The 22,767-nt window shown below is 61.3% G+C and carries 11 protein-coding genes; 1 reads left to right on the top strand and 10 read right to left on the bottom strand.

The features are described from left to right. Nucleotides 1–78: 78 nt before the first annotated feature. The 3 genes from ACWTV1_RS11295 to ACWTV1_RS11285 form a co-directional block, all read right to left on the bottom strand. Nucleotides 79–1,161 (bottom strand): 1-deoxy-D-xylulose-5-phosphate reductoisomerase, encoded by a 1,083-nt coding sequence (locus ACWTV1_RS11295; RefSeq protein WP_498505405.1) that lies wholly within the window; start codon nt 1,159–1,161, stop codon nt 79–81. Between the two features lie 50 nt (nt 1,162–1,211). Beyond that, a complete protein-coding gene (locus tag ACWTV1_RS11290) occupies nt 1,212–2,195 on the bottom strand; it encodes an FKBP-type peptidyl-prolyl cis-trans isomerase (RefSeq protein ID WP_498505404.1) in 984 nt (327 codons plus the stop codon). A gap of 98 nt (nt 2,196–2,293) precedes the next feature. Beyond that, nucleotides 2,294–2,773 carry an OsmC family protein gene (locus tag ACWTV1_RS11285; protein ID WP_498505403.1) on the bottom strand — a complete coding sequence of 160 codons (480 nt, stop codon included), beginning with the start codon at nt 2,771–2,773 and terminating at the stop codon, nt 2,294–2,296. 171 nt (nt 2,774–2,944) lie between these two features. On the opposite strand from ACWTV1_RS11285, the gene ACWTV1_RS11280 reads away from it, so the two are divergent. Further along, nucleotides 2,945–3,928, top strand: a complete 984-nt coding sequence (locus ACWTV1_RS11280) for an asparaginase (RefSeq protein WP_498505402.1) — start codon at nt 2,945–2,947, stop codon at nt 3,926–3,928. Nucleotides 3,929–4,018: 90 nt separating this feature from the next. On the opposite strand, the gene ACWTV1_RS11275 is transcribed toward ACWTV1_RS11280, so the two are convergent. The 7 genes from ACWTV1_RS11275 to ACWTV1_RS11245 form a co-directional block, all read right to left on the bottom strand. After that, a complete protein-coding gene (locus ACWTV1_RS11275; RefSeq protein ID WP_498505401.1) occupies nt 4,019–5,224 on the bottom strand; it encodes an ABC transporter substrate-binding protein in 1,206 nt (401 codons plus the stop codon). A gap of 167 nt (nt 5,225–5,391) precedes the next feature. Beyond that, on the bottom strand, nt 5,392–8,385 hold the full coding sequence (locus ACWTV1_RS11270) for an FtsK/SpoIIIE domain-containing protein (RefSeq protein WP_498505400.1): 2,994 nt from the start codon (nt 8,383–8,385) through the stop codon (nt 5,392–5,394). A 105-nt stretch (nt 8,386–8,490) separates the two neighbouring features. After that, nucleotides 8,491–12,015, bottom strand: coding sequence for an FHA domain-containing protein (locus tag ACWTV1_RS11265; RefSeq protein ID WP_498505399.1), 3,525 nt, complete (start codon nt 12,013–12,015; stop codon nt 8,491–8,493). A 145-nt stretch (nt 12,016–12,160) separates the two neighbouring features. Continuing rightward, nucleotides 12,161–14,452 (bottom strand): transglutaminase TgpA family protein, encoded by a 2,292-nt coding sequence (locus ACWTV1_RS11260; protein WP_498505398.1) that lies wholly within the window; start codon nt 14,450–14,452, stop codon nt 12,161–12,163. Further along, nucleotides 14,449–15,879 carry a DUF58 domain-containing protein gene (locus ACWTV1_RS11255; RefSeq protein WP_498505397.1) on the bottom strand — a complete coding sequence of 477 codons (1,431 nt, stop codon included), beginning with the start codon at nt 15,877–15,879 and terminating at the stop codon, nt 14,449–14,451. Before ACWTV1_RS11255 ends, ACWTV1_RS11260 begins: the two co-directional genes overlap by 4 nt. Next, nucleotides 15,876–16,847, bottom strand: a complete 972-nt coding sequence (locus ACWTV1_RS11250) for an AAA family ATPase (protein ID WP_100389990.1) — start codon at nt 16,845–16,847, stop codon at nt 15,876–15,878. The genes ACWTV1_RS11255 and ACWTV1_RS11250 overlap by 4 nt, the downstream gene beginning before the upstream one ends. A gap of 9 nt (nt 16,848–16,856) precedes the next feature. Then, nucleotides 16,857–22,763 (bottom strand): Ig-like domain-containing protein, encoded by a 5,907-nt coding sequence (locus ACWTV1_RS11245; protein ID WP_498505396.1) that lies wholly within the window; start codon nt 22,761–22,763, stop codon nt 16,857–16,859. Nucleotides 22,764–22,767: the final 4 nt, after the last annotated feature.

The raw sequence follows: 22,767 nt of genomic DNA, 5'->3' as shown, positions 1-22,767 counted from the left end.
GACGGTCACCTGTACCGGTGCTGTGGAAGCGGCAGAACAACCCCACACTGGGGGCGAACTACCCGTTCAGTGCCGCCGCTAGGAGCGAGTGGCGACCACAGCATCAGCGGTACGTCGCGCCCACGACTCTGCCTCGGCGAGAGCATCCAACGTCAGCTCGGTTGTCTCGTGGGTCTGCACAACCTGCTCAACGACATCCAAGATGTCGAGGTAGCCAATGGCGCCGGCATGGAAGGCCAACACTGCCTGCTCGTTGGCTGCATTGAAGACCGCGGGGAAGGTGAGGCCGGCCGCGCCAACAGCTTTCGCCATTTCCACCGCAGGGAATACCTCGTTGTCGAGAGACTCAAAGTTCCAGGTGCTCACCGTCGTCCAGTCGAGTGGAGCGCCGACGCCCGCGACGCGGTTCGGCCAGTCCAAACCGAGCGAAATCGGCAACCGCATGTCGGGCGGGCTGGCCTGAGCAATGGTGGAGCCGTCTACGAACTCGACCATCGAATGAACGATCGACTGCGGATGCACCGTCACAGCAATACGGTCATAAGGTACGTCGAACAACAAGTGCGCCTCGATCACTTCGAGGCCCTTGTTCACGAGGGTTGAGGAATTCGTCGTCACCACGAGCCCCATATCCCAGGTGGGATGAGCGAGCGCCTCGCGCGGAGTCACGTCGCGCAGGGAATCACGCGTGCGACCCCGGAATGGTCCCCCGGATGCCGTTAGCACCAAGCGGCGCACTTCTGAGTGTTCGCCAGAACGCAATGCTTGGGCGATGGCCGAGTGCTCCGAGTCGACAGGAACAATTTGCCCGGGCTTCGCTCGCGACGTCACGAGTTCTCCGCCGACGATGAGGCTCTCTTTGTTGGCGAGGGCCAGTGTTGCACCGGATTCCAGAGCCGCGAGCGTAGGACCAAGGCCCACAGAACCGGTGATTCCGTTGACGACGACGTCGGCAGGGACATCCCGAACCAACTGCGCCGCCTGCTCGGCACCGAACGCAATGTGCTTCACGCCGAAGCGAGCCGCCTGCTCTTCGACGAGCGTTCGGTTGGAGCCGGCTGCGAGACCGACGACCTCGAAACGGTCACGGTTTGCCTCGATTACCTCAAGGGTTTGCGTGCCGATCGAGCCCGTCGATCCGAGCAGAATTATCTTGCGCATCCCGCTACTTTAGTTGGCTCGCACAAATGTGCGTCAACGACGAGCGCGAACTAGCCAATGCCGAGGATGTCGACAACGAAGACGATCGTGTCGGTGCCAGAAATGCCTGCACCTTCGCTACCGGCCTCGCCGTAGCCCTCGCTGGGCGGCAAGACTGCGATGATCTGCGAACCGACCTGCTGGCCTTCCAGAGCGGTCTTGAAGCCCTGGACAACCTGACCGGTGTTGAACGTCGAGGGGGTGCCGCGCGCCCAGCTCTCGTCGAAGATCTCGCCGGTGGTCCAGTTCATGCCCACGTAGTGGACAACAACATCGGAATTCTCCTGAATGGTTTCGCCAGCACCCTGCTTCAGTACAGCAACTTCGAGTTCCGTGGGCGGGTCAGTGTCAGGAATGGTGATCGTGGGGCGACCGTCATCGTCGAGCTCAACCGCCGGGAAACCTTCCTCAGCGGGCTGGTCTTCACCGTCGGCGCGCGGAAGGGCGGGCTCGGCAGGCTCGTCGACCGAAACTACGTCAACAACGAAAACGATGTCGTCATCAGCACCGACTCCCAGCTGTTCACGGCTTGCGTCGTCAGCGAAGGACTCCTCGGGAGGAATGACGCCCACAACGCGAGTACCCGCGGTGGAACATTCAATGGTCTTGACGATGCCCACAAGGAACTGCTCGGCATCCACGGGGAACGGGGTCAACCCGGTTTCGTCGTAAGTAGTGGAGGAGAGCTCTTCGCCCGTTGCACCGCTGTACAGGCTGAACTGCACGTTGGCGGTGGCTGCCTCAACAGCAACGACGTCGCCGTCACCGGCAATCGCGACAGAGCGCTCGGTTTCAGAAACGTCGGTCGGGAAGTCAATGGTGACCTCGGGCTTGACGCCGAAGTCACCGCTCACCTGAACGGCCTCAGAGGCCGAACCGGATGCCGTCGGCGTGCAATCGCCGGAATTCTCGGCAGTAGTCGAGTCGGCGGGCGAACACGCGGCAAGTGACGCCACAACGCCGATGGTCAACAGAAACGGAATCGCTTTTCGCACAAGAACCCTTCACAGCAAGAACACGGAGCACCAATCCTCCCGCACCCTTGCTGTGTGTAGCGTGTGGAATCGCCGACGCCGCTAGTCTGCCGTCGGCATTACTCAGCGGCGGGTTCGACGATGATGCGAGGTTGACGCAGCACGGGAAAGTTTACGGATGACGCGATGAAGCACTTGCCGCTCGCTTCGGCGTGGGCATCCATTGCATCCTCTACGCTGCCGGCAGAAATCGTGACAACCGGCCGCAGGGTGACCGACGTGAAGTGGCCTCCCCCGTTGTCGGTCTGCTTCATGGTGCCCGAAACCTCGTCGTGGTACGCGGTAACAACAATCCCACGACTGACCGCGACATGCAGGTAACTGAGCATGTGGCATTGGCTGAGCGCCGCGATCAGCAGCTCTTCGGGGTTCCACCGATCTGCATTGCCGTGGAATACCCGAGCGCTTGACCCCTCGATCGGATGCTTGCCCACCGCGGTGACCTCATTGTGGCGAGAGTAGCCACGGTAGTTTGTCGTGCCCTCGCCCAGATTTCCGGACCATTCCAAGCGCACTTCAAAATTGTGGTCGATGTTCATCGAAACCTCCCTCGCGGCCCCGAGGGCCAGCATCACAGACCGCAGCGGGGCGATCACACCCAACGTATCTAACTCTTACCGTAGCGCCGCACGCTGAGAAGTGTCGCCGCGGTTCCACACGGTTTCGGCAGCCGAACCCTCACTCTGGCCAGACGGCGATAACGTAGGAGGGTGAACTCTGTATCGACGGCTTCCTCCCGCGCACTCACGGTCAACGACACCACTCAGCTCGCTGTGTTGGAGCGTTCCAGGATGATCGAATCTCGGCATCTTGGCGCCGCCGTCGTGCTCTCTCCTGATGGCGTCGAACTGCGTCGGCTTGGCAACCCCGATGCGTTGATTTACCCGCGCTCCACGCTGAAGCCGATGCAGGCAATCACCGTTGTGCGCGCCGGCGTCACGCTGAATGACGAACAACTTGTCCTGGCTAGCGCAAGCCACACCGGCAGCCAACGTCACCAAGACGTTGTCGCTTCGACGCTCGCTGCGTACGGCCTCACCGAAGACGACCTTCGCTGCCCGCCCGATTGGCCCGCCGACTCCGCCACGCGTCGCGCTTCAGATGCTCCGCGTCGACTGGCCATGAACTGCTCGGGCAAACACGCGAGTTTCTTGGCGGCGTGCGTCGTCAATGACTGGCCGCTCGAGAGTTACCTCGAGCACGATCATCCACTTCAAGAGCGCATTCGCAGCACCATCGTCGAGTTCACGGGTGAGCCTCTCGCTCATGAGGGAACGGATGGATGCGGGGCTCCTGTATTCGCCATGAGTCTCGTGTCGCTCGCCACCGCTATCCAGCGCATTGTGATGGCGGATGCCGCGACCGACGCCCACGCACACTCGCTCGTGAGCGCCATTCGTGGCAACGCGTGGGGCCTCGATATGCCGCAGGTCGCCGAAGCAATGGACACTTTGGGAATCATCGCCAAGCGCGGCGCCGAAGGGGTCCTCATTGCCGCGGCGCCCGACGGCACAACCGTGACGCTTAAGATTCTCGATGGCTCCATCCGCCCGCTGTTGCCCGTGGGGCTTTCGTTGCTCGCCGACGCGGGCGCTCTCGATGCGGATGCTGTGGCGAGCGTGCTGAAGTCGACGACCGAGCAAGTGCTCGGCCGCGGTCTGCCTGTTGGCGATCTGCGCTTCGAACTGGCCTAGGGCAACTCGCCCACTTTCGGCCGTTAACGCACTCGCCCCAGGCGGCTGTGCTTCTGGAGCACGCCGCGCTGGGGAGGAGTGATTGAGTACTTAGCCCTTGCCCGTGATGCGACGGAATTCAGCGTTGAACGACTGGTCGTCGGTCGTGCTGAGCGTGCGGAATGTGCTTGCACGTGACATCGCCGTGGCGTTGGGGAAGGTGAATTGGTTCGATGCGAGCTTCGGGAAGTTCTCGATGGCGTACTCGAGAGTTCCGTCAACGGGGCTCACACAGTGGATCCACTCCACAACCTCGGTGGCGATAGCGGGGTCGTAGTAGAAGTTCATGAGCTTTTCGGCGTTGGCCTTGTGCTGAGCGCCAGCCGGAATTACGAGCGAGTCAGTGAAGAAAGTGCCTCGCGACCCGGGCAGCAAGAACTTGAATTTCTCGTAGCCTGCTTGGGCGTTGAGCACCGCGACGTCTCCGGCGCGGGCGAATCCGGCCACTGCTTCGCCAGATTTGAGTTTGTCGAGGTAGTCGCTGCCGTAAACACCGAGGATGTGCTTCGACGCGAGGTGGGTTTCGAGAACTGCGCTGGCCTTCTTGAATTCGTCGATTCCCCAGTTGCCATCAGAGATGTCGACGCCGTTAGCGAGCAGCAGCATGCCCATGGTGTGACGCATTTCGGCTAGCACAACGACTTTGCCCTTGAGGTCGTCGTTCCACAGTTGTTCGACTGAGACGAGCCCCTTGGGGTACTCCTCCGCGTTCCAGGCGAGTCCGATGAACCCGCTCTGCCACGGCAGCGAGTATTCGCGCTTGGGGTCGAATTCTGGGCTGCTCAGTGTTTTGGTGAGATTTTCCTTGTTCGGCATGTTGGCCGAGTCGAACTTCTGGGCGTATCCGAAGCGAATGAGGCGCGCGGCCATCCAGTCACTGACGCAAATAATGTCGGCGCCGGTCGGTTGTCCGAGAGAGAGCTGGTCTTTCATCGTCAGGTAGAAGCCAACGTTGTCTTTAACAACGGCCTTGTACTCGACTTCGATGCCTGTTTCTTTCTTGAACGCCTTGAGCGTCGCTGAGCTACCGCTGAGGTCCTCGTCGATGTAGGAGGGCCAGCTGGCCCAGACGAGCGAACTGTCGCTGTCTGAAATATCAATCGCGTCTGACCCATCCGGCGCAGCACACGCCGCAAGGGCGAGTGCGGACATACCGACACCTGCTCCTTGCAACAACCGCCGACGGCTGAGTTGAGATTGCTTCGCCTGCAGCATTAGCTGCTGGATCGCATGATCCTGCGGAAGTGCTCTCGTCACGTTTTCTCCTTCGCCCCCACCAGTTACACCGATGGTAGTGAGCGCAGTCCGGGTTGTTATAGCCCCAGTTAGGAGGGGCTTTTGGCGCTTCATAATAATTTCACGGATACTTCACAATTTCGCGCTCAAAATGTGCCCAATTCGGGTACCCCTGAGGAAGACGCACGTTAGGCGTTCCGCGCAACGCTGTCGTCTGTCGGCGCGGAGGCGTGGCTCTTTCGAGGCAGTTGAACCCGTTCGGTGGGGCCGGTGCCACTCAGTCGCCAGTACTGTCGCGATCCGGGGCTGAGGGGCGGCGGCAATTCTCTCGTGCGGGCCAGCTGCCGATAGTCGCTCAGGCTGCACCCGTCGAGCAGCACCGTGGCGTGAGGCAGAAGTGCTTGAATCGCTCCCCAGCGAGACTGCCATTCGTCTACCGAGCCGATGAGAGCTACAGTTCCCCGCCTTCCGCTCGGGTTGATCAGCAGCTCACGCTCGCTGCCTGGCGCACCCTCGACTAGCTGAACTGTCCACCCTGCCTCGGTGCACGCCGCCGCAGTAGCCGCCGGCCGCGTGCTCACGATGGCGAGCCCTTCGTCCCTACCGACGACTGCGGCAGAGGCAGGGGGTGGTATGGGGAGAAACCGGTCGCCCTGTGCGACCTGCACCCGCGCGCCCTGCCACAGTGCTCCTCCCTCGGGCAGAGTGTCGTTGTAGTCCTCCGTGCTGCCGCCTGAAAGCACAAAGTCTTGTCGAGTGGAGAACCTCAAACGCAAGGTTTGAGGAAAGAGCTGAGAGAGCGATTGCAAGGCCGCGGTGATCCGTTGAGCGCTCGCGACGACCACGACGCCAGCCGCTGGCCCTTCCCGAAGGATGCGCGCGAGTCGTTCCAGCACTACCGGACGGTATTCGTCGTCGAATCGCGACACCGCAGCATCGAGGTCGTCAACCACCACAAGCACTGCAGCGGCGGCGCGGCCGGGGTAACCAATCACATCCAACCGCGCGTAAAGCTGCGTGAGGGTGTCCCAGAACGACGCCGAGTCGGTTCCGAGCACGAGGACGTCGCGGGATGTTACGTGAGCGAGCGTTGAGAGCGTGACGCTTTTTCCGCTGGAGGGGGCGCCGAGCACGAGCAGGTGTCCATCGCCGGAGGGCGACCAGGTTGCGACACCATGACGTTGCTCTTCAGGGAGATCCGTCATTCCGAACGCGATAGTGCCCCCGCCCTCTGGGCCGTGGTGTGTCGCTGCGGCGGGAGCCTCTGGATGCGCGAGCACGGTCGAGAGCGACAGGTGTTCACTCAGCGGCTCGCACCACGGACGTCGGGGTTTCGTGCTCGAAGCCCACCGTTCAGCGATATCCCGGATGTCGCGGGTTTCAACCAGCGCAAACTGCGCGAGCTCGGCGGACGACGATCCATGCGCGACCCACGCCCGCCCTTTCTGCTGCGCCGGGAGTTCTGCGGCGCGGTCGCTGCCGATGACGGCGGAACTATCGGCTCCGTTGTTGACGCGAAGCGAGATCCGCAAGTCAGCGTTGGCGAGAAGAGAATCCCGCACAACTCCCGAGGGGCGCTGTGTGCAGAGGATGAGGTGAACTCCGAGAGAGCGGCCTCGCGCGGCGATGTCGCTGAAGAGGGTGTGAAGTTGAGGGTAGTCCTCCATCATCGCCGCGAACTCATCAACCACAATCACAAGCCGTGGCATGCTCTCAAGGTCTGAGATATCGCGGACCTTTGCCTGAGCGAGAGCGCGTTCACGATGTCGCAGCTCGGCGCGGAGGCTGGAGAATGCTCTCGCGGCGGAGTTTTCGTCGAGGTCGGTAATGATGCCGACCGTATGTGGGAGCTGGGTTAGGGCGTCAAAAGCAGAGCCGCCCTTGAAATCAACGAGTAAGAACGTGACGTCCTCCGGCGCTGTCTCAGCCGCCATGGCAAGAACCCAGGCGATGAGCAACTCGCTCTTACCGCTGCCCGTCGTTCCGCCCACAATTGCGTGCGGACCATCGGCGACAAGATCGAGAGACATCGCACTGCGGGTGCCCATCGCCGGCCGCGCTTTCAAAGAACGACGACGCGCGGCGCGCGGATGGCGTTCAGCGTGCGACATCGCCGCTATTTCAGAGAAACGCACCAGATCTGGCAAATCGTCGATCCCTGAGGCGAGACCGTCGCGTGCCGCAATGCCTCGCGCTGCTCGCACCCACTCCAACGCTTGCTCACGGCCCAAGAACGAGGGTTCGAAGTCACGACGTTGATGACGATCCGGATGCCGCACCACGGCGACTCTGTCACCGCGCGTCTGAATAACGATCCTGTGCCCGCTTGGCACGTGGCCCTCTTCCTGCACCACGGTGATCGATACCTGTGGTGTTGAGTCTCCCAACACGCCCCACTGCACAGTCGCAAGGTCGGCACCGCCAGCGGACTCGTCGACGCTCTGGCCCTGCACGTCACTCCCCCGGAGTTGCCGGTGTGGAAGAGCCTCGCCCCAGGGTTCGGCCGCGAATGCTCCGCTGAGTCTCACCCAGCTCGCGGTGGGCGCGAGGGTTCGTGCAAGTTGGATCGATACCGCACGGGCTAGGGACAGCGCCATCAGCTGGTTGCCGAAGATCGCGACCCCGAGACGCGCATTGACCGCAATGGGGGCGCGTTCAAGGTGCTCGGCCTGTGCCGTGAGCGTGCGATAACTTTCTTCGACCTCAGGCGGTTGAGCGTCATGGGCACCGGTGCGATCGATCGCGATGCTGCTACGGACAAGCCCATAGCCAAGGTGAACCGGAAGCACATCGGCTGGCTCGCGCATCCAGCGTGACGCGTCGGTATGAACGTCGCTGACCAACATGATTGCCGAGGGTGTTTTCTCGGCGAGTTCGCTAAGTTCGCGACGGTGATACGCCTGGATTTTTGTCAGAGTCGCGGCGGCGTCATCGGAGAATCGAGCTCTCTCAGCGCGGCGCAATGCTCGAGCGGACATCCGCGAATCGATATAGCTGCCTGTCGCTGCTAGCGGACCCAGCGCGGCGAAGATGAGGGCAAAGGTTGATCCCGTGATCAGCCAAATCGCCACGGAGGCAACGACCGGAACAGTCGCCGCGATAACCGGGAATTTGAATGGTGCCGGGCGTTGCGGCGGCGCCGGAAGCGCAATGCGAGGGGCGGTATGAGGAGTCTCGTTCACTCCTCTACTTCATCAGTCTCCACACTCACGATTTGGCGCGCGCGAGCCCCAGTGCAGACCCCCTTCAGGGCGAACCCTGTGGAGGGACAGTCTCAGCTCTCGCCGCTAGCTGACGATGAAGAACTGCTCTCCGATTTCTACGCGAGTTCCACGGACGACCCGGTAACGCTTACCCGGTTCGCATCGCTTCGGCTCTGCGCCAGGCTCCCGCACGATGGTTCCGTTGCCGGAGTAACGGTCGCTGATCCAGAACACGCCACTCATTTGACCGAACTCAAGATGAGTCTTCGAGACTGACTTGCTGGGGTCGGTGATCGGCACCACAATGTCGAATTTCTCGGAAGGCTCCGGGATGGGGTTTCGCCCCACCAGCCCGTTTCCGGTCACGATAACGCTGTCGCCCGTGCTGAACTGCAGCACAAAGCGCGTACCCGTGACGCTGCGTTCTACGATGCGGGTGTCTTCGATGTCCGCTTCGTCCGCTCCGAGCGCTGCCAGGGGAACGGGCGGCGAGATCGGAAGCTCGACCCTCTGGTTCGACTTTGGCGGCGGCGCAAGCACCGAGAACCCCGGGGCTCCCGAGGCAGTCGTAGCCGCGGCTGCGTTCCCTTGCATGTCTTCGCCCTCGACTCCTGTTTCGAGCGGAGGTGCTGCTTCCAGGTGGGGCTGCGCGGGCTCTACGCTGCCTGGCTCGATGAGCGGAATTGCCTCGCCTCTTTCGCTCGCACTTTCCACCTCTTCCGTCACGGGAACGTCGATGCTCTCTGACGGAGCGTCTTCAGCCTTAGCAGCGGCCGCGGTCGCACTTTCAGCAGATGCCCGTGGCTCGAGGATCTCGCTACTCTCGACGTCATCCAGCTCAGGCTGCGGCTGGAGGTCGTCGTTCGGAGCCTCGGTTACCTCAGCGATCGCTGGAACCGCCGCGCTCTGGTCAGCGGAGCGCGCATCGATGTCGCTCGACTGATTCTCGTTCTCGACCGGGACGTCAGCGCTTTCCACCGCGGCGCTCTGCTCGGCCTCGTCATCCTGCTCTGCACGGTTCACTTCTGCCGAGGCAGGGATGACCTCCGCAATAACGTCTGGCTCGGGGCTCAGGTTTTCGACGCTGGCGTTGAGTTCGTTGCTCTCGGGAGCATTCGCGACATTCTTTTCGGCTGACGGGGTTCCCCACTGGAAGGGATCAAGCACTGGTGCTGCCGCACGCGAGCTGGGGCCGACACCGTGCTTCACGAAACCGCAAGAGCCACAGAAGATGTCAGACTCTGACAGCTCATTTCCACATTGACTACAGGTGTCTACGCCTGCGTGGTTTTCAGCTGCCGAACTGCTCTCGGTGCGATCCTGCTCGGGAGCGATTGGGCGTGCTTGTGCCTGTGCCGCCGTGACCGCTGAGCGCGGTTGTGTACCGTAGCCGCTCGGCTCCGCTTCAGCAGCGATGGGCGCTTCGTCGTCAGCTGCAGCCGCTGGTGCTGGATGGTCGGCGACCCGTTCTGAAGCAACAGGAGCGAAAGCGGAGGCGCGGAGTCGATCGGCCGTTGTAAAGACGGCTTCTTCGCCGAGCGGACGTACAGGCTTCACGCGAAGTGGCTCTACGTCGTCTGGAGCCGCATCAGTGCGCCCCAGCTTGCTCAAGTCAGGCTCGAATGACGAGCGTGGCAACGGTGCCGGCTCGACGAGCGGTTCGGGAATAGCTCTCGCCTGTTCCGCTACTGCAGCTTTCTCGTTCATGTCCCCCGACACCCCGTCTCCTTGCTCTTGTTCGCGCTCGCGCGAGTCATCATCAGCAGACTCTGCTGCAGCGCTTATCGCTGGCGCGTCCTCGCCCTCGGTCTCGGTTCCCGTTTCGGCTCCGGCTTCGGCTTCCGTTTCGGCTTCGAGCTCGACTTCAGGCTCGGTTGCAGCGATGGATACGCTTGCTGCGCCCTCAACCGTGACTGCTCGTGATGCTTCTCCAGAGATGGAATCAGAGTCAGCGTCAACGGTCTCGACGTTGTCGAGGTCTGTGGTGTCGACTACGGGTGATTCGGTCTCTGTCGCGACGACTACGTTGTTCTCAGCCTGCGCCTCGTCGATTGCAGCATCCGGGTCCTCGACAATGTTTGCGGCGACGTTCGAAGCTTGAGCGAGTTCATCGCTCTCAACTGCGCTCGACTCGTCTTCCGCGCTAGCCGTGCCTTCCGTGCTTGCCGTATTTTCCGTGCTCGTCTCGAGGGCGTCAACCGATTCCGCGACGTGCTCCGGCGGAGAATCTTCGAGCAGCTCACGCTCCGGAGTCGCCTCAACCTCCGGAGTTGCCTCAAGCTCAGTCGACGCTTCAGGGGCGTCGCCAGCGGTTTCTTCCGAATGACCTTGGTCGGTCAGCAGAACGTTGGAAGTGGTCGCCTCCGGCTCGTCGCTTCGCGCATCCACAGCCACAGCCACAGCCACAGCCACAGCCACAGCCTCAGCCTCAGCCTCAGCCTCAACAGCTTCAACGTCGTCGGCCTCGTCTACCTGAGCTGTTTCTGAGGCGGGCACGACGTCTGGCTCAGCATCAGCATCAGCATCGGCATCGGCATCGGCATCGGCATCAGCATCAGCATCAGCATCAGCATCAGCATCAGCATCAGCATCAGCATCAGCGAAATAGTCGATCTGCGTCATGGGCGTCAGCACCGGCGTGGCATCGACGGGCTCAGCGCTCTCATCGTCGCGATCAGCATCCGCAGCGGTACCAGCATCCGTATCGCCATCCGAATCCGCAATTGCATCTGGAGCTGCGTGCTCAGAATCAATGCTCTCGGGGTCGGCTAGGTCAGCAATCCGAATACCGTCGTCTGAACCCGAGTCCGCAGTGCCGGCGATGCTCTCGGCAACCTCCGTGTGAAGCTCGGATTCGTCTGGATGCTCCGACGGTTCTGACTTTTCCAGCTGCTCCGGCTGCACTGCCTGCTCGATGGTCGGTGGGGGCATATCCCGCCAGGTCGCCGTCGTGACAGGATCCGGAAGCTCACTCACCGAGCCAACGGTCAAGTTTCGGTCAAAGCTCAATGCCGCGGGGTTGGGCACTTCGTCATAGGGACCATCTTCGTCGAAGGGCAGCACTTCGTCGTAAGGGCCATCTTCATCAAATGGCATCTCGTCCACGAGCGCATTGACGTCGTTTGCAGAGTTTGCCTCGCCGGTCGAGACCCCGATGTCGGCCGCTGCAGAGAGCACCAGAGGCTCGCCCAGTTGAAGGGTACGCGCGTCTCCTTCAGTCTCATCGGGCGAGGAGACGAGGGCTTCGCGAAGCGCGGCAGGTAATTCGTCAAGAGAAATAACGGCGTCGGCGTCGTCGTCACTCGCACTCGCACTCGCACTCGCACTCGCACTCGCACTCGCACTCGCGTCATGATCGCTGCTATCCGCAGCCTCGGAGGCGGTGTTCGCCGTTTCGGCAGACGCGTCAGCAGCAACGACCGGACTCTCGTGCTCCGCAATCGGCACCTGGGAGCTATCCCCCGCCGCAGCCGTACCTGGCTCATCATCTTGAGCGAGAGCAATGCTCGTGGCGGCAGCGCCGTTCTCGGCAGCAGCCAATTCGCGCTTACGGCGACGACGCGAGCCCAGCGGAGCGTCTGCGTTTTTGCTAGCCGAGCGTTCACTCACGGCGACGGGTTGGCGGGCAGACTCAGCACTCGTCGCAGCACCTCTGCGGGCGCGGCGAGACATCGCCGGCCGGCCACACTCAGCGCAGTAGACGGCATTGGCAGGCAGTTGCGTCGCGCAGAAAGAACAATTCACGGGTAGCCCTCTATCGCTTAAACAGACTTGTGACACTATAACCACCGAGCGATCGCAGCGATATTTTGGTCTTGAACCACGCCCAGCGCGACAGTCCTGTGTTGAGTTGAGTTTCCAATTCCGACACGTTCGACCAGAACGCATCGACGTCAGAAGCTTCAGGGGTGCCCCCGGAGAAAATAGCGCGGTCGGCATGCTCGGCAAGCTGACGCGCATCCGGAGTCGCCATCACGGCAGCGACCTCGGTTCGCGTGCCCGCAATCGGTGGCGAATAACCGTGGTCAATGAGCGAATCCTCGAACTCTTGCCACCCGCCACTGATCTGCTCCACGGACGACTCAGCGCGTTTGCGCAACTGTCGGCGGCGCAACTTCGCAGCAATGATGAGAACGAACGGTGCGGCAAGCACCAGCAGCACGAGTGCGATCCAACCTGCCGTGCGCAGCGCAGCGAGAATGGCTTGGAGTACAGGGTCGAGGTCGGGCTGCAAAGCCTGCTCGCTATCGGGGTTCGACTGCCGGTTGGTCGTATCCGACTCGATTTCAGGCGGTTGAACAACGGTCTGCGGGCGGGCGACCTGGGCGATGTCGTCCGGGTCCTCATCCGGAATCTCTCGTAGCGGCGGGTTCGGGTCGATGGTGACCCAGCCGTACTCTGCTGTGTTCACCTCGATCCACGCCGAGACATCGTCGCCACGAATCTGAGAATCTGATGTCACGAAACCGAGCACCACACGAGCGGGGAACCCAAGCTCATTGGCCATCATGGATGCCGCAACCGCGTACTGCTCACCATCGCCAATCATGCGCGGTGCCGTCACCAACTCGGCAATCCGATCGGCAGAGTGCCCCGAGCGGCTAGCCGGCTCATCCACTCCGACGCCATGACTGACGTAGCCGTCGGCAGCGAGTCCCGAGAGCATCGCGTCCAGGCGCTCCCCCGACGATGTGAATCCCCGCACGTACTGGTCAAGTTTCTCGGTGAGCTCTTCGGGCGACTGTTGAATCGAGGGCACTTCGGCAAGTCCAGGAGTCAGGGAGCTGATCTCGTTTGAATCCGGCTGAATGGGCGCCACGCCTTCAAAGGTGTAGGTGTCACCGCTCATGAGCCCGTCGACGACTGCTGCAGTTCCCGAGACCTTGTTGTAGTAGAAAGAGTCCCGCAGGTCAGGTGCACGGTCGCCCGAAAACTCGACCTGCTCAAACAGCCCTACGGTGGGGAGCCATACCCCGGAATAGTCAGCGACAGTGATGGTCATATCGACCTGTTCGCCGTCGACCCCGGACTGGTCAAAGCGCGAAGGCACGCGCGAGAAGGAACCGGATTCGCTTGACACTCGGTCGCTGCCGACCGCATAAACAACGCCGTTGTAGCTATCCAGAGTCGCGAGGCGCAGGCGAGTTCCCAAAGGCACTCCCGCGACTTCGAACAGCACAGAATTTGCAGTGCTCGGCTGCCAGTAGCGCCGGAAGCCCGAAAGCGGGCTGACGTAGTCACGGGGATCGAAAGGCTCAACGATTGCCGTGCGCAACACTGAACGGTTGTTCGTCGGCGGCACAACGTTAGCGGCCACCATAGCGATGCCCGCGGCGATAGCCAAGATGACAACCGCGCTGACCACCGTACGAACCCCAGCAAAGCCAAACTCTCGCTTACGACGCGCGACGCCAGCTTCATCCATTGCTGCTTCAAGGGCGTTGACCGTGTCGCGACGGCGACGCCAGCGGAACCACACCAACGAGAGCGCAATCACGATGAGAAGGATGAGAGACAACGAGAGAGGCTGATCGGGATAGGTCGGCCCCAGGGCAATCGCCATCACGAAGACAACCATCGCCGGCACTACCGAGAGCTCCGCAATACGGGTGCGGAACGCGACGCTCAACGCCACAACGGTGCCGAAATACACGAGCACGAGGGCGGGGACGAGCAGCGCTTGATAGTCACCTACCGGCAAGGAAATGGTGAGCAGCTGTTTCCACCCCAGCGCTACTCCCGCAATGAGATCACTGAGCCCTTCGAGCGACGGCACAACGCCGAACTGGGTCTCCGACGGCACGGCGACCGGCACTCCAATGATGAGAAAGACCAACACCGAGACGAGGGATGTCGTCACAAACGACCACGTTCGCCACAGGGCGAGCACGGCAACAATAGATCCCGCGAGGATGGCGACGGCAATCAGCGTGGTGAGCGCTGGCGTGCGATAGATCGGCCAGAGCGCAGCCGAAGCGACCGCGATCGATAGCCAGAGCAGTGCGCCAGAAACGATAACGAAAGAACGAGAGACAGGTCGTGTCATGCACCCGCCGATCGTGAGAGAGCACGCTTGAGCTCTTCAAGATAGCCAATCGTGAGCACGCTGAGGCCAGCAACCCGACGGAGCCCCGGGACCGCCTCCGGGTCACACACGATCGCCACAACTTCTACATTGGCCGCGAACTTCGTTGACGCCGCGCGCAACTGCTGAGAGGTCACTGTGGAGCCACAAATGAGGAACGCAACCGAGACGCCGCTGGTTTGTTCCGACGTCACGCGAGCGACGTCGATCAGACGGAGGGCTGTGTCGGCGCTCTGAACCCGAGTGAGGTCATCCAGCAACCGTGTTCCGGTCAAGGTTGACAGGGCGCGAACTGCAAAAACCTTGCGCTTGGCGAACTGCGGAGTCTGCTCGCTAGCAACTACGGTGACGGTTCGGGCATCCCGAATTGCCTGCGCTCCGAGAGAGCCGGCAACGCTGACGCCCATCTCAAACTCATAGTCGTTGGCATAATCCGCCGTCGCGAGGCTCACAGCAATCACAAGGTGGCTGCGTCGAGTCTCTTCAAATTGCCGCACCATGTAGCGACCGGTGCGGGCCGTCGATTTCCAGTGGATGTTGCGGCGTTCGTCTCCGCGAACGTACTCACGCAAGGCGTGAAAGGAGATGTCGTTGTTAGCGAGGTCCCTAGTCGGGTTGCCCTCGAGGTCGCGGATGAGGCCGGTACTCACGCTGGGGATGCTAATTGTTCGGGGATGCACAAAGATCTCAGCCGAATCGGTCCAGACCAGCTCGCGCCGCACAAGCCCAACGGGGTCTGCGCGCACTGTGCGCACTGGTCCCACTGAGATCACGCCACGACGGTTCGTCGGGATGGGGAATTCATGTGCAGACGCTCCGCCAGGGCGCAAACTCGGCAGCACGGCCTCAGCAACGGTAGACGCCACCGGAATCTCTGCGACAACGCCCAAGCTGCGTCGCTTGCCCTCATTGACCCCGTGCACTTCGCCGCTGGCAGCCTCACCCACGACCACGCGCTGGTGCTCGACGCGCAAGCTAATAGCGAGGTGGCTTCGCCCTAAGAGATAGATGGCGGCCATGAGCGCAATGGCGATCAGGGCAAAGCCAACAACAACAAGCTCGTTCCACGCGATCGAGTATCCGACGATAAGCGTCAGCGGGATGAGAAAAAGAACGACCCAGCCGACCGGGGTGATCACCGAAGTAATGCGATCGGCGTAGCGCGAGATGGTGGCACGAGCGATTACAGCGAACCGCACCAGCGTGACGATGAGGTCGGCAAGAAACCCAGTGCGGTATCCAACAATTCGGGTGCGCGCGTTATCGAGACCGCGAATTGCGGTAGGAAAGTCGCTGTCTGAGCGCGCCCGCTCTCCGCCCGGACCTGAATTCTCCGCCGCGGTGTTATTCGAATGCCCTTTCGCCGAGCGGTTCAGAAGTGAACTCACACGGCTTGCCGTTCTGTGGGCGGCGGGTTCTCGATGAGGATCTGTGCAATCACGCTTGAGGCGGTGACGCCTTCGAATTCGGCTTCAGCGTCGATCACCAAACGGTGAGCGAGCACCGATTCGGCAAGTGCCTTCACGTCATCCGGAACGACATAGTGTCGACCATTGGATGCCGCGAGAGTCTTCGCTGCACGCATGAGCGCGAGGGCGCCCCGCACACTCACGCCGAGTCGAACCTCGGTGGCGCTCCGAGTCGCTTCGACCAAGCGGCTCACGTAATCGTTGATGGTCGGGTCAACGTGCACGGTGCGTGCGAGTTGGGCCATTTCCACGACAAGTTCAGCGCTGACCACTGGTTCGATAGTCGTGGAGTGAGCAGCGACACCGGCACCATCGAGAATACGAAGAGTGGATGCGCGGTCGGGGTAACCGATCGACGCTTTCATGAGGAAGCGGTCAAGCTGCGCTTCAGGAAGGCGGTATGTTCCGGCCTGCTCGATGGGGTTCTGGGTTGCGATAACCATGAACGGCGAGCCGACGGGATGCGTCACGCCATCCACGGTCACCTGGCCCTCTTCCATTACTTCGAGAAGAGCGGCTTGAGTTTTGGGGCTGGCACGGTTGATTTCATCCGCAAGAACAATGTTGGAGAAAACGGGGCCCGGGTGAAACTCGAATTCGTTCTCACGCTGATCGAAAATGCTGACACCCGTGATGTCACCGGGAAGCAGGTCAGGAGTGAACTGGATACGGTTTGTCGTTCCCGAGACGCTCTGCGCGATCGCGCGAGCGAATGAGGTCTTTCCCGTTCCCGGGTAGTCCTCGAGGAGAAGGTGACCTTCGCTGAGAAGCGCGGTGAAACCGAGACGCACGACAAAGGTCTTGCCGAGAAGAACTTGTTCTACGTTCGTGACAAGTCGGTTAAAGCTTTCTGCGAACCATGCGGCTTCGTCGGGAGTCATGGTCATAGTGCACCTCTAGTCATAGTCATATCCGTTATACGTTCTCTCGTAAATCTGGCCGCCATTGGCAACCACGCGAATCACGAGCGTAGGTGTAGCAAGGAGCGCAACGTCGGCATGACAGCTCGCCCCGGGAACAGTCGTGTCCGCAGTCTGCCATGCACCCAGGGTGACTCCACCACAGCGGTACTGCACGCTTGCGTAATCTCCCGTAGGCCAGTTGAGCCACGCGAAAGTTCCGCTCTCATTGAGCACATCATTGTCGGACGTGAAAGTCAGGCTCGACACCGAAGGATTCACCGGCACACCCAGCGGGAACGCCGCTGACCACTCCGGCTGGCAGATCGGGCCCGATCCGTAGCTGCGGCAGGCGCGCACTTCGACCGAGATGTCTTGGCCGTATTGCTGACCACCATCCGCCGTGAGGAACGAACCGAGCGCCACAGGACCGTAAACCGTGCCCGGAACGGTGCCGCCGCTCAAACGGTAGTACACCGTGTAGTTGCTATCGAGCGCGTCGGCGCCCATCATGCCGCCATTGACCGTGAAGTCGTAGCGGTTGCCATTGGGCACGGGACCGGCGGTATTCAGAGCGGTCACCACGGCGGGCGGAGTGTGAGCAATCACTGTAGGCGTTGCCGTGCAGCCTTGGCCGTTGTGTGCGAAGACCAGCATTGTGTACGTGCGGTTCGGAGATAGCCCAGACAGCGTCGCGGATGTTCCCGTGCCGACTGCAGAGAGCTTTGCGCCGTTGCTCGTGATCGAGCCATTGGGCGCGCAGGTGGGCTGGGTTCCGGTGTAGGCAGCCGCGGTGTACGACGTGACCGGGCGACCGTTTTCGTTGAAGGCACCAGCCCAGCTCAAGTTTGCGGTGGTGTCGTTGACTACGGATGCTACGGGCGCAGCAAGCGCGATCGGCGGCCCCGCAGGGATAGCGCTTCGCGGCTCGCTCGTGTTCCACACCGACAGGGCTGTGTAGGCAGCGTTTCGAGCGCTCACGGTATAAGACACAGCAACACCGTTGTCGAGCACCCACGTCGACGGCGTCTCCCAAGTACAGGTTCCGGAGTCGCACGGCGCGAGGCCAAGGATGGTCTCGAAGCCACCGACCACTACGCGGTAGCGATCCACCGGTGAGCCGCCGGTAGGCGTGGGCACGGCATTCCACGTGAGGCGCAGACCGTGATCAAGCGGAGATGCACTCAGCGTTGAGGGCGCGACCGGGATGATGTCAGACCACACTGAGTCAGCAAGCGTTACGGGTTCTGATTCGCCGATCGCGTTGATGGCAACGACCGTCACCTTCACGGAGTTTGTCGGGCCATTTCCGGTCGTCGGGATCGCACAGGTCGTTCCCGCGCACTCCGTCGTGTTCACCAGAACCCCGGCAGCACGAGTCGTTACGCGGTACGACGTGATCGGAGAGTTGTTAGCGGGGCCGGCGTTCCAGCGCATCATGATGGTTTTGTCGCCAAAACCGCTCGGGCCGAGGTTCGACACGGGATCGGGCTTGTCTTGAACAGACACCACGACGGTGCCCCAGACGTAGCGCGACTCGTCATTGGTCGCGTCCGCTACCCGATATTGGAGATTCACGTCACCCGGAACCGCCGACGCCGACACGGTAACGGTCAGAGTGCGGTTGTCGTTGCTCGGAACGATTGAGAGTCCAGCAGGGATAGCGTTCCCGCCAAGACCGCGAATGTCGACCACGCGCAATGGCGCCCCCGGGAAGGGGTTCGTCGACGCATCGTTGGCGAGTACATCAACCACCGTGGTTTCGCCACGCTTAGCGATCGCGAGGTCAGAAGCCGGGGTAGCAAGCGGCCGGGTCGACGGAACGACGTTGAGTTCGATGCGCCCAGACTTTCCTTCGGAAAGGTCGTCGCGAACGCCGAGGGAGATAGAGGTCCGGGTGCCCTTGAACGCGCTGTCGTTAGCGCGCAACGTCAGCATGGTGCCCTCCAGCGAATAGCTAAACGCTTCAGGGAGCGGGCTCAGAACGGTGTACGCAAGCTCGTCGAGGTCATCGGGGTAGGGGTAGTTGGTCAGCTTGAGAAGGTCGATCTCTTTCTCTTGACCGGGTTCGAAGTCAATCACTGCCCCGCCGAAGACGGGAGCTTGGTTGTCACGGGGTAGAACGTCGATAGGCAACACGAGAATTGCTGTGCGGCCTTCCGGATCCGTTGCCGAAGTTCCATCGGTGACTTCGAAGGAAATGGATGCTGGCCCGAAGTACTTTTCCGCGGACGTGAATACGAGAGTGTCTTCGTCGCGCACGAGGTTCGAGCCGTCGCTGTGCGTCGCCAAAACCGTGCTGGAGTCAGTGAGACGCACGGGGTTGTCGCCGACCGCAATGATGTAGTCATTGAGATCAATAAAGAGAGTGCTCTCACTGTTGATGCTCAGCTTCGGTGCGCGGCGATCGATTTGAGGAAGCGCATCGTTATAGCCCGGCACCTTGATGAAGGCGTAGCTGAAGATCGTCGGGTCGGCCGGGTTCGTCACACGGAACGGGATGATCTGCCCCGTGTCTCCGACAGAGACTTCGATCTGCTTATCTGACGTGACCGCCGCTGAGTTACCGTACCCCGGGTAGATTCCCAAGGACAGCGTTCGTGGGTCACCGTCGGCGAAAAATACGCCGGCAAGAACATCGACGGTCACACGGTTTCGATCGAGCACGTCGGAGAGCGTGAGCACGCTGTCTGTCGCGATCGGATACGCCGGCTTTGCGTCGGGGTCGACCGTGACGCGGATGAAGTTTTGACTCGATCCGCCGGTTTCGTTCTCGATGACGTAGATGATGCCGTAATCACCTGGCGTTTCTGGCGGCGTGACTTTCACGACATCGCCATCGATCTCGGCAACCGTTTCGGCATCATTCGGCTCGACGGAAACGACGGAAAGTGTGCTGCCATCGGGATCCGAGTCATTAGCCAGAACCTGCACAGACACCGTGATGCCGGGCTTGACGGTCACCTCGTCGATGATCGCAACAGGGTTTCGAGCTCCATCGAGCCGCGGGCTAATGCCAATGTTTATTTCGCCGTTCGCCCGAGCTCCGAGTGAGTCGATCAGGGTGTAGCTGAAACTGTCTGTGCCCGCGGAGTACTCCCCCGCCTGGTACACGAAGGTATTGGAATCGACTTCGATTACCGCGCCCTTATTCGGGTTCGTTGCTTGGCCGAGCAAGAGAACCGAGTCACCATCAGGGTCGGCAGAGGTCAGCGGGATGGAGACGCGAACAGTGTCACCAGCAAGCACGCGCGCGGTGACGGTAGGCGGAACCGGCGGGTTGTTACTCGACGCGTCGAGCTCACGAACGGCAATGCGCACGATCGCGGTCGCGGACTGTCCGTCGGGCCCCGCAACTTGGTACGCCGCGGTGAAGTTACCCGTACGGTCGGGCGCGAGGTAGCGCAACACGTCGCCAGAAGCGAAGAGGAGGCCTGAGTCATCGGGAAGGTCCTGAGCCAGCTTCGGCACCAGCGACAGCTCAAGCCCGTCGGGGTGCTCGTCATTGAGAAGCACCCGGATGTCGACAGCCTGTCCCACGCGAACCGTCACCGAGTCATCGTTGGCGATGGGTGCCTGCAAGCGGGACGGCGCGGGAATTTCGACAACGGTAATCACGCCGACGGCATCCGCTAGCCCGTTACTGATGCGGTAGTTGAAGCTGACCGGGCCGTTGTCGAGCGGAGCCTCGAGGCTGACACGAACAAGGCGCTGTTCGAGGATCTCGGCGCGAACGCCAGAGCCCACGGGCAGGTTCATCGTTTCAGTGACGAGAAGCACTCCACCGGCGGGATCGACGTCTGTGCCTGCAACGTCAATTCGCTCATTCTGGAGAGTTTGGACGAACACAGTCTTGGGCACGGTGATCGGTGACGTGTTGGCGTCTGGCGGCGCGACAACATCGATACGCACGATCGCCGTGAACGTGAGGTTTCCATCCGTCACGACGTATTCAAGGTTGTGGCTGCGGATCTCATCGCTCTCGAAACGGAAGGTTCCGGTTTCGTAGCTCGGCAGCACTTGCGCACCAGTTTTTGCAGGAACGCTGTTGAGGCGAATATTGCCATTACCACCGCGAACGTGACTCAGCGGCGACACCGTGACTTCCTTGCCCGCGTACGCCAGCACCACGAACGGGTCGGCTTCGATCGGAACTTCTCCGGCAGGCTTCACCGAGAGCGACACACTGCCAGAACTCTCGGCAGTACCGTCTGAGACCACGAGCGTGACGACTTTGAGTTCGCCGCCGGCTCCGGAATCTGAGAATACGAGGTCCCCGCCCGGCTTGTAGCTCACGACGTCGGGGGCTGCGACAGACGCACTCGTGAGATAGAAGGGATCGCCATCCGGGTCTACCCAGTCGCCGAGAATCTGATTCGAAACGCGCCCGCCCGACTGCACCGTGAACTTCGTGGCGCGCATCTGTTGCGGGGGCGAGTTTTCGGAATCATCGCGGATCTCGATGGTCACACTGGCACTGGCCGTGCCCCCGCGGCCATCGCTAACGGTGTAATTGAACGACACTTGCCCGCTAGCGCCAGGCTCTAGGGTGATCTGAATCTGCTGCCGCTCGTTGATGCGGTCGATTCGGCCAATTCCTGCATTGATAACAGGAAGGTCCTCGACTACGAGAACATCACCGTTCGGGTCATAGTCGTTGAGCAACACCGGCAGAACGGTGGCTCGACCCGGGCGAGCGCCGAAGGCATCGTCAACCGCGACTGGCGGCTGCTGCACTTTGTCGACCTCGGGCTCGAGGTCAACGAGGTTCTGCTCAACCTCGGGCTCTTCCTCTTCGGTTGTGATGAGCTGATTCCAGTTGTCGATCAGCTCGCCGCTGCCCTGCACTGCCCAGGTGCGACCAGACAGTCGATCGTTGAGCACCGCGCGCGATCCGTTGACCGAGTAGGAAAGCTGAGCGTTGGCTTGCATCTCGCTCAGCTGAAGCATGACGCCTTCGCCAGCATCCGTGGGGCAGCGTCGCCAGTTCTCGCCGCTCGACCATGCTGCAAATTCGCATTCGCCCAGCCGCAGAGGAGCCGCCGGAATACCGGATTGGCCTGTGGCAAGGCCGACGGCAGCGGCACCGTTGAGCGGAACGCTCAGCACACCGTTGCTGTACCCGATGAGAACTCGTTCACCGGCAGCAGAGGGAATCTGGAGAATGGTGCCGTTGCCGCCATCCACCAGCCCGGTGAGGTCAACCTCGCGGCCATCCATGTGTAGCAATTCGGCATTGGAGTCGAGGATGGCCCACTGGCCAGCCACCGACGTGATGCTCAATTCGGCGTTCGGATCAAGTTCGAGATTCTCGCTGGACTCCGCCGTATCTGAGATAGCGGCATTCACTCGGAAGAGCTGACCGGCTGACGGAGAGTAGGCGAACAGGAGCCCGTCTTCATCGACACTGACGATCGCATCGGCGCCGAGGCTCAAGGAGGCGGGAGATTCAGCATCGAAGTTTAGGAAGTCTTCGTACGACCTGATCCACAATTCTCCGGTGCCGTGCTCGAGCACAACAACATTATTGCCGGCGAAATACACTTCGGGCTGGTTGGGCGGTAACGCGACGCTGTCGTCGATTTCAGAGAGCGCTGGGTCGACAACGTCGATCGAACTTTCAGAGCGGTCGAAGAGCAATACGCTTTCGCCGTGTTGAACCACTTCGAGGTCAGCACTTTGCGCGTTCACGACGGAGTTGATCTCGAGCACTTCGGTGTTGGCGCGCCCGATTGCCTGCTGTTGGTTGTTGGCGACCCAGACGGCACCGTCTGCCAAGTCGACGCGCTGAGCGGTATATCCCGTCGACACAATTGCGACCGTAGCTACCAGCGCTACGATCGCAAAGACACTCACCACGCCGATCACTGTGGAGCGGCGCGCTTTACCCCAACGCTTAATCACTGGC

The sequence above is a fragment of the Salinibacterium sp. VpJ6 genome (assembly GCF_059767345.1).
The sequence above is the reverse complement of the archived record's forward strand: the minus strand, read 5'-3'. Positions and strand labels throughout refer to the sequence as shown.

What these genes read in the sequence shown, in the direction of transcription:
- ACWTV1_RS11295 (WP_498505405.1), bottom strand. Translation starts at nt 1,161, where the DNA reads ATGCGCAAGATAATTCTGCTCGGATCGACGGGCTCGATCGGCACGCAA.
- ACWTV1_RS11285 (WP_498505403.1), bottom strand. Translation starts at nt 2,773, where the DNA reads ATGAACATCGACCACAATTTTGAAGTGCGCTTGGAATGGTCCGGAAAT.
- ACWTV1_RS11260 (WP_498505398.1), bottom strand. Translation starts at nt 14,452, where the DNA reads ATGACACGACCTGTCTCTCGTTCTTTCGTTATCGTTTCTGGCGCACTG.
- ACWTV1_RS11250 (WP_100389990.1), bottom strand. Translation starts at nt 16,847, where the DNA reads ATGACCATGACTCCCGACGAAGCCGCATGGTTCGCAGAAAGCTTTAAC.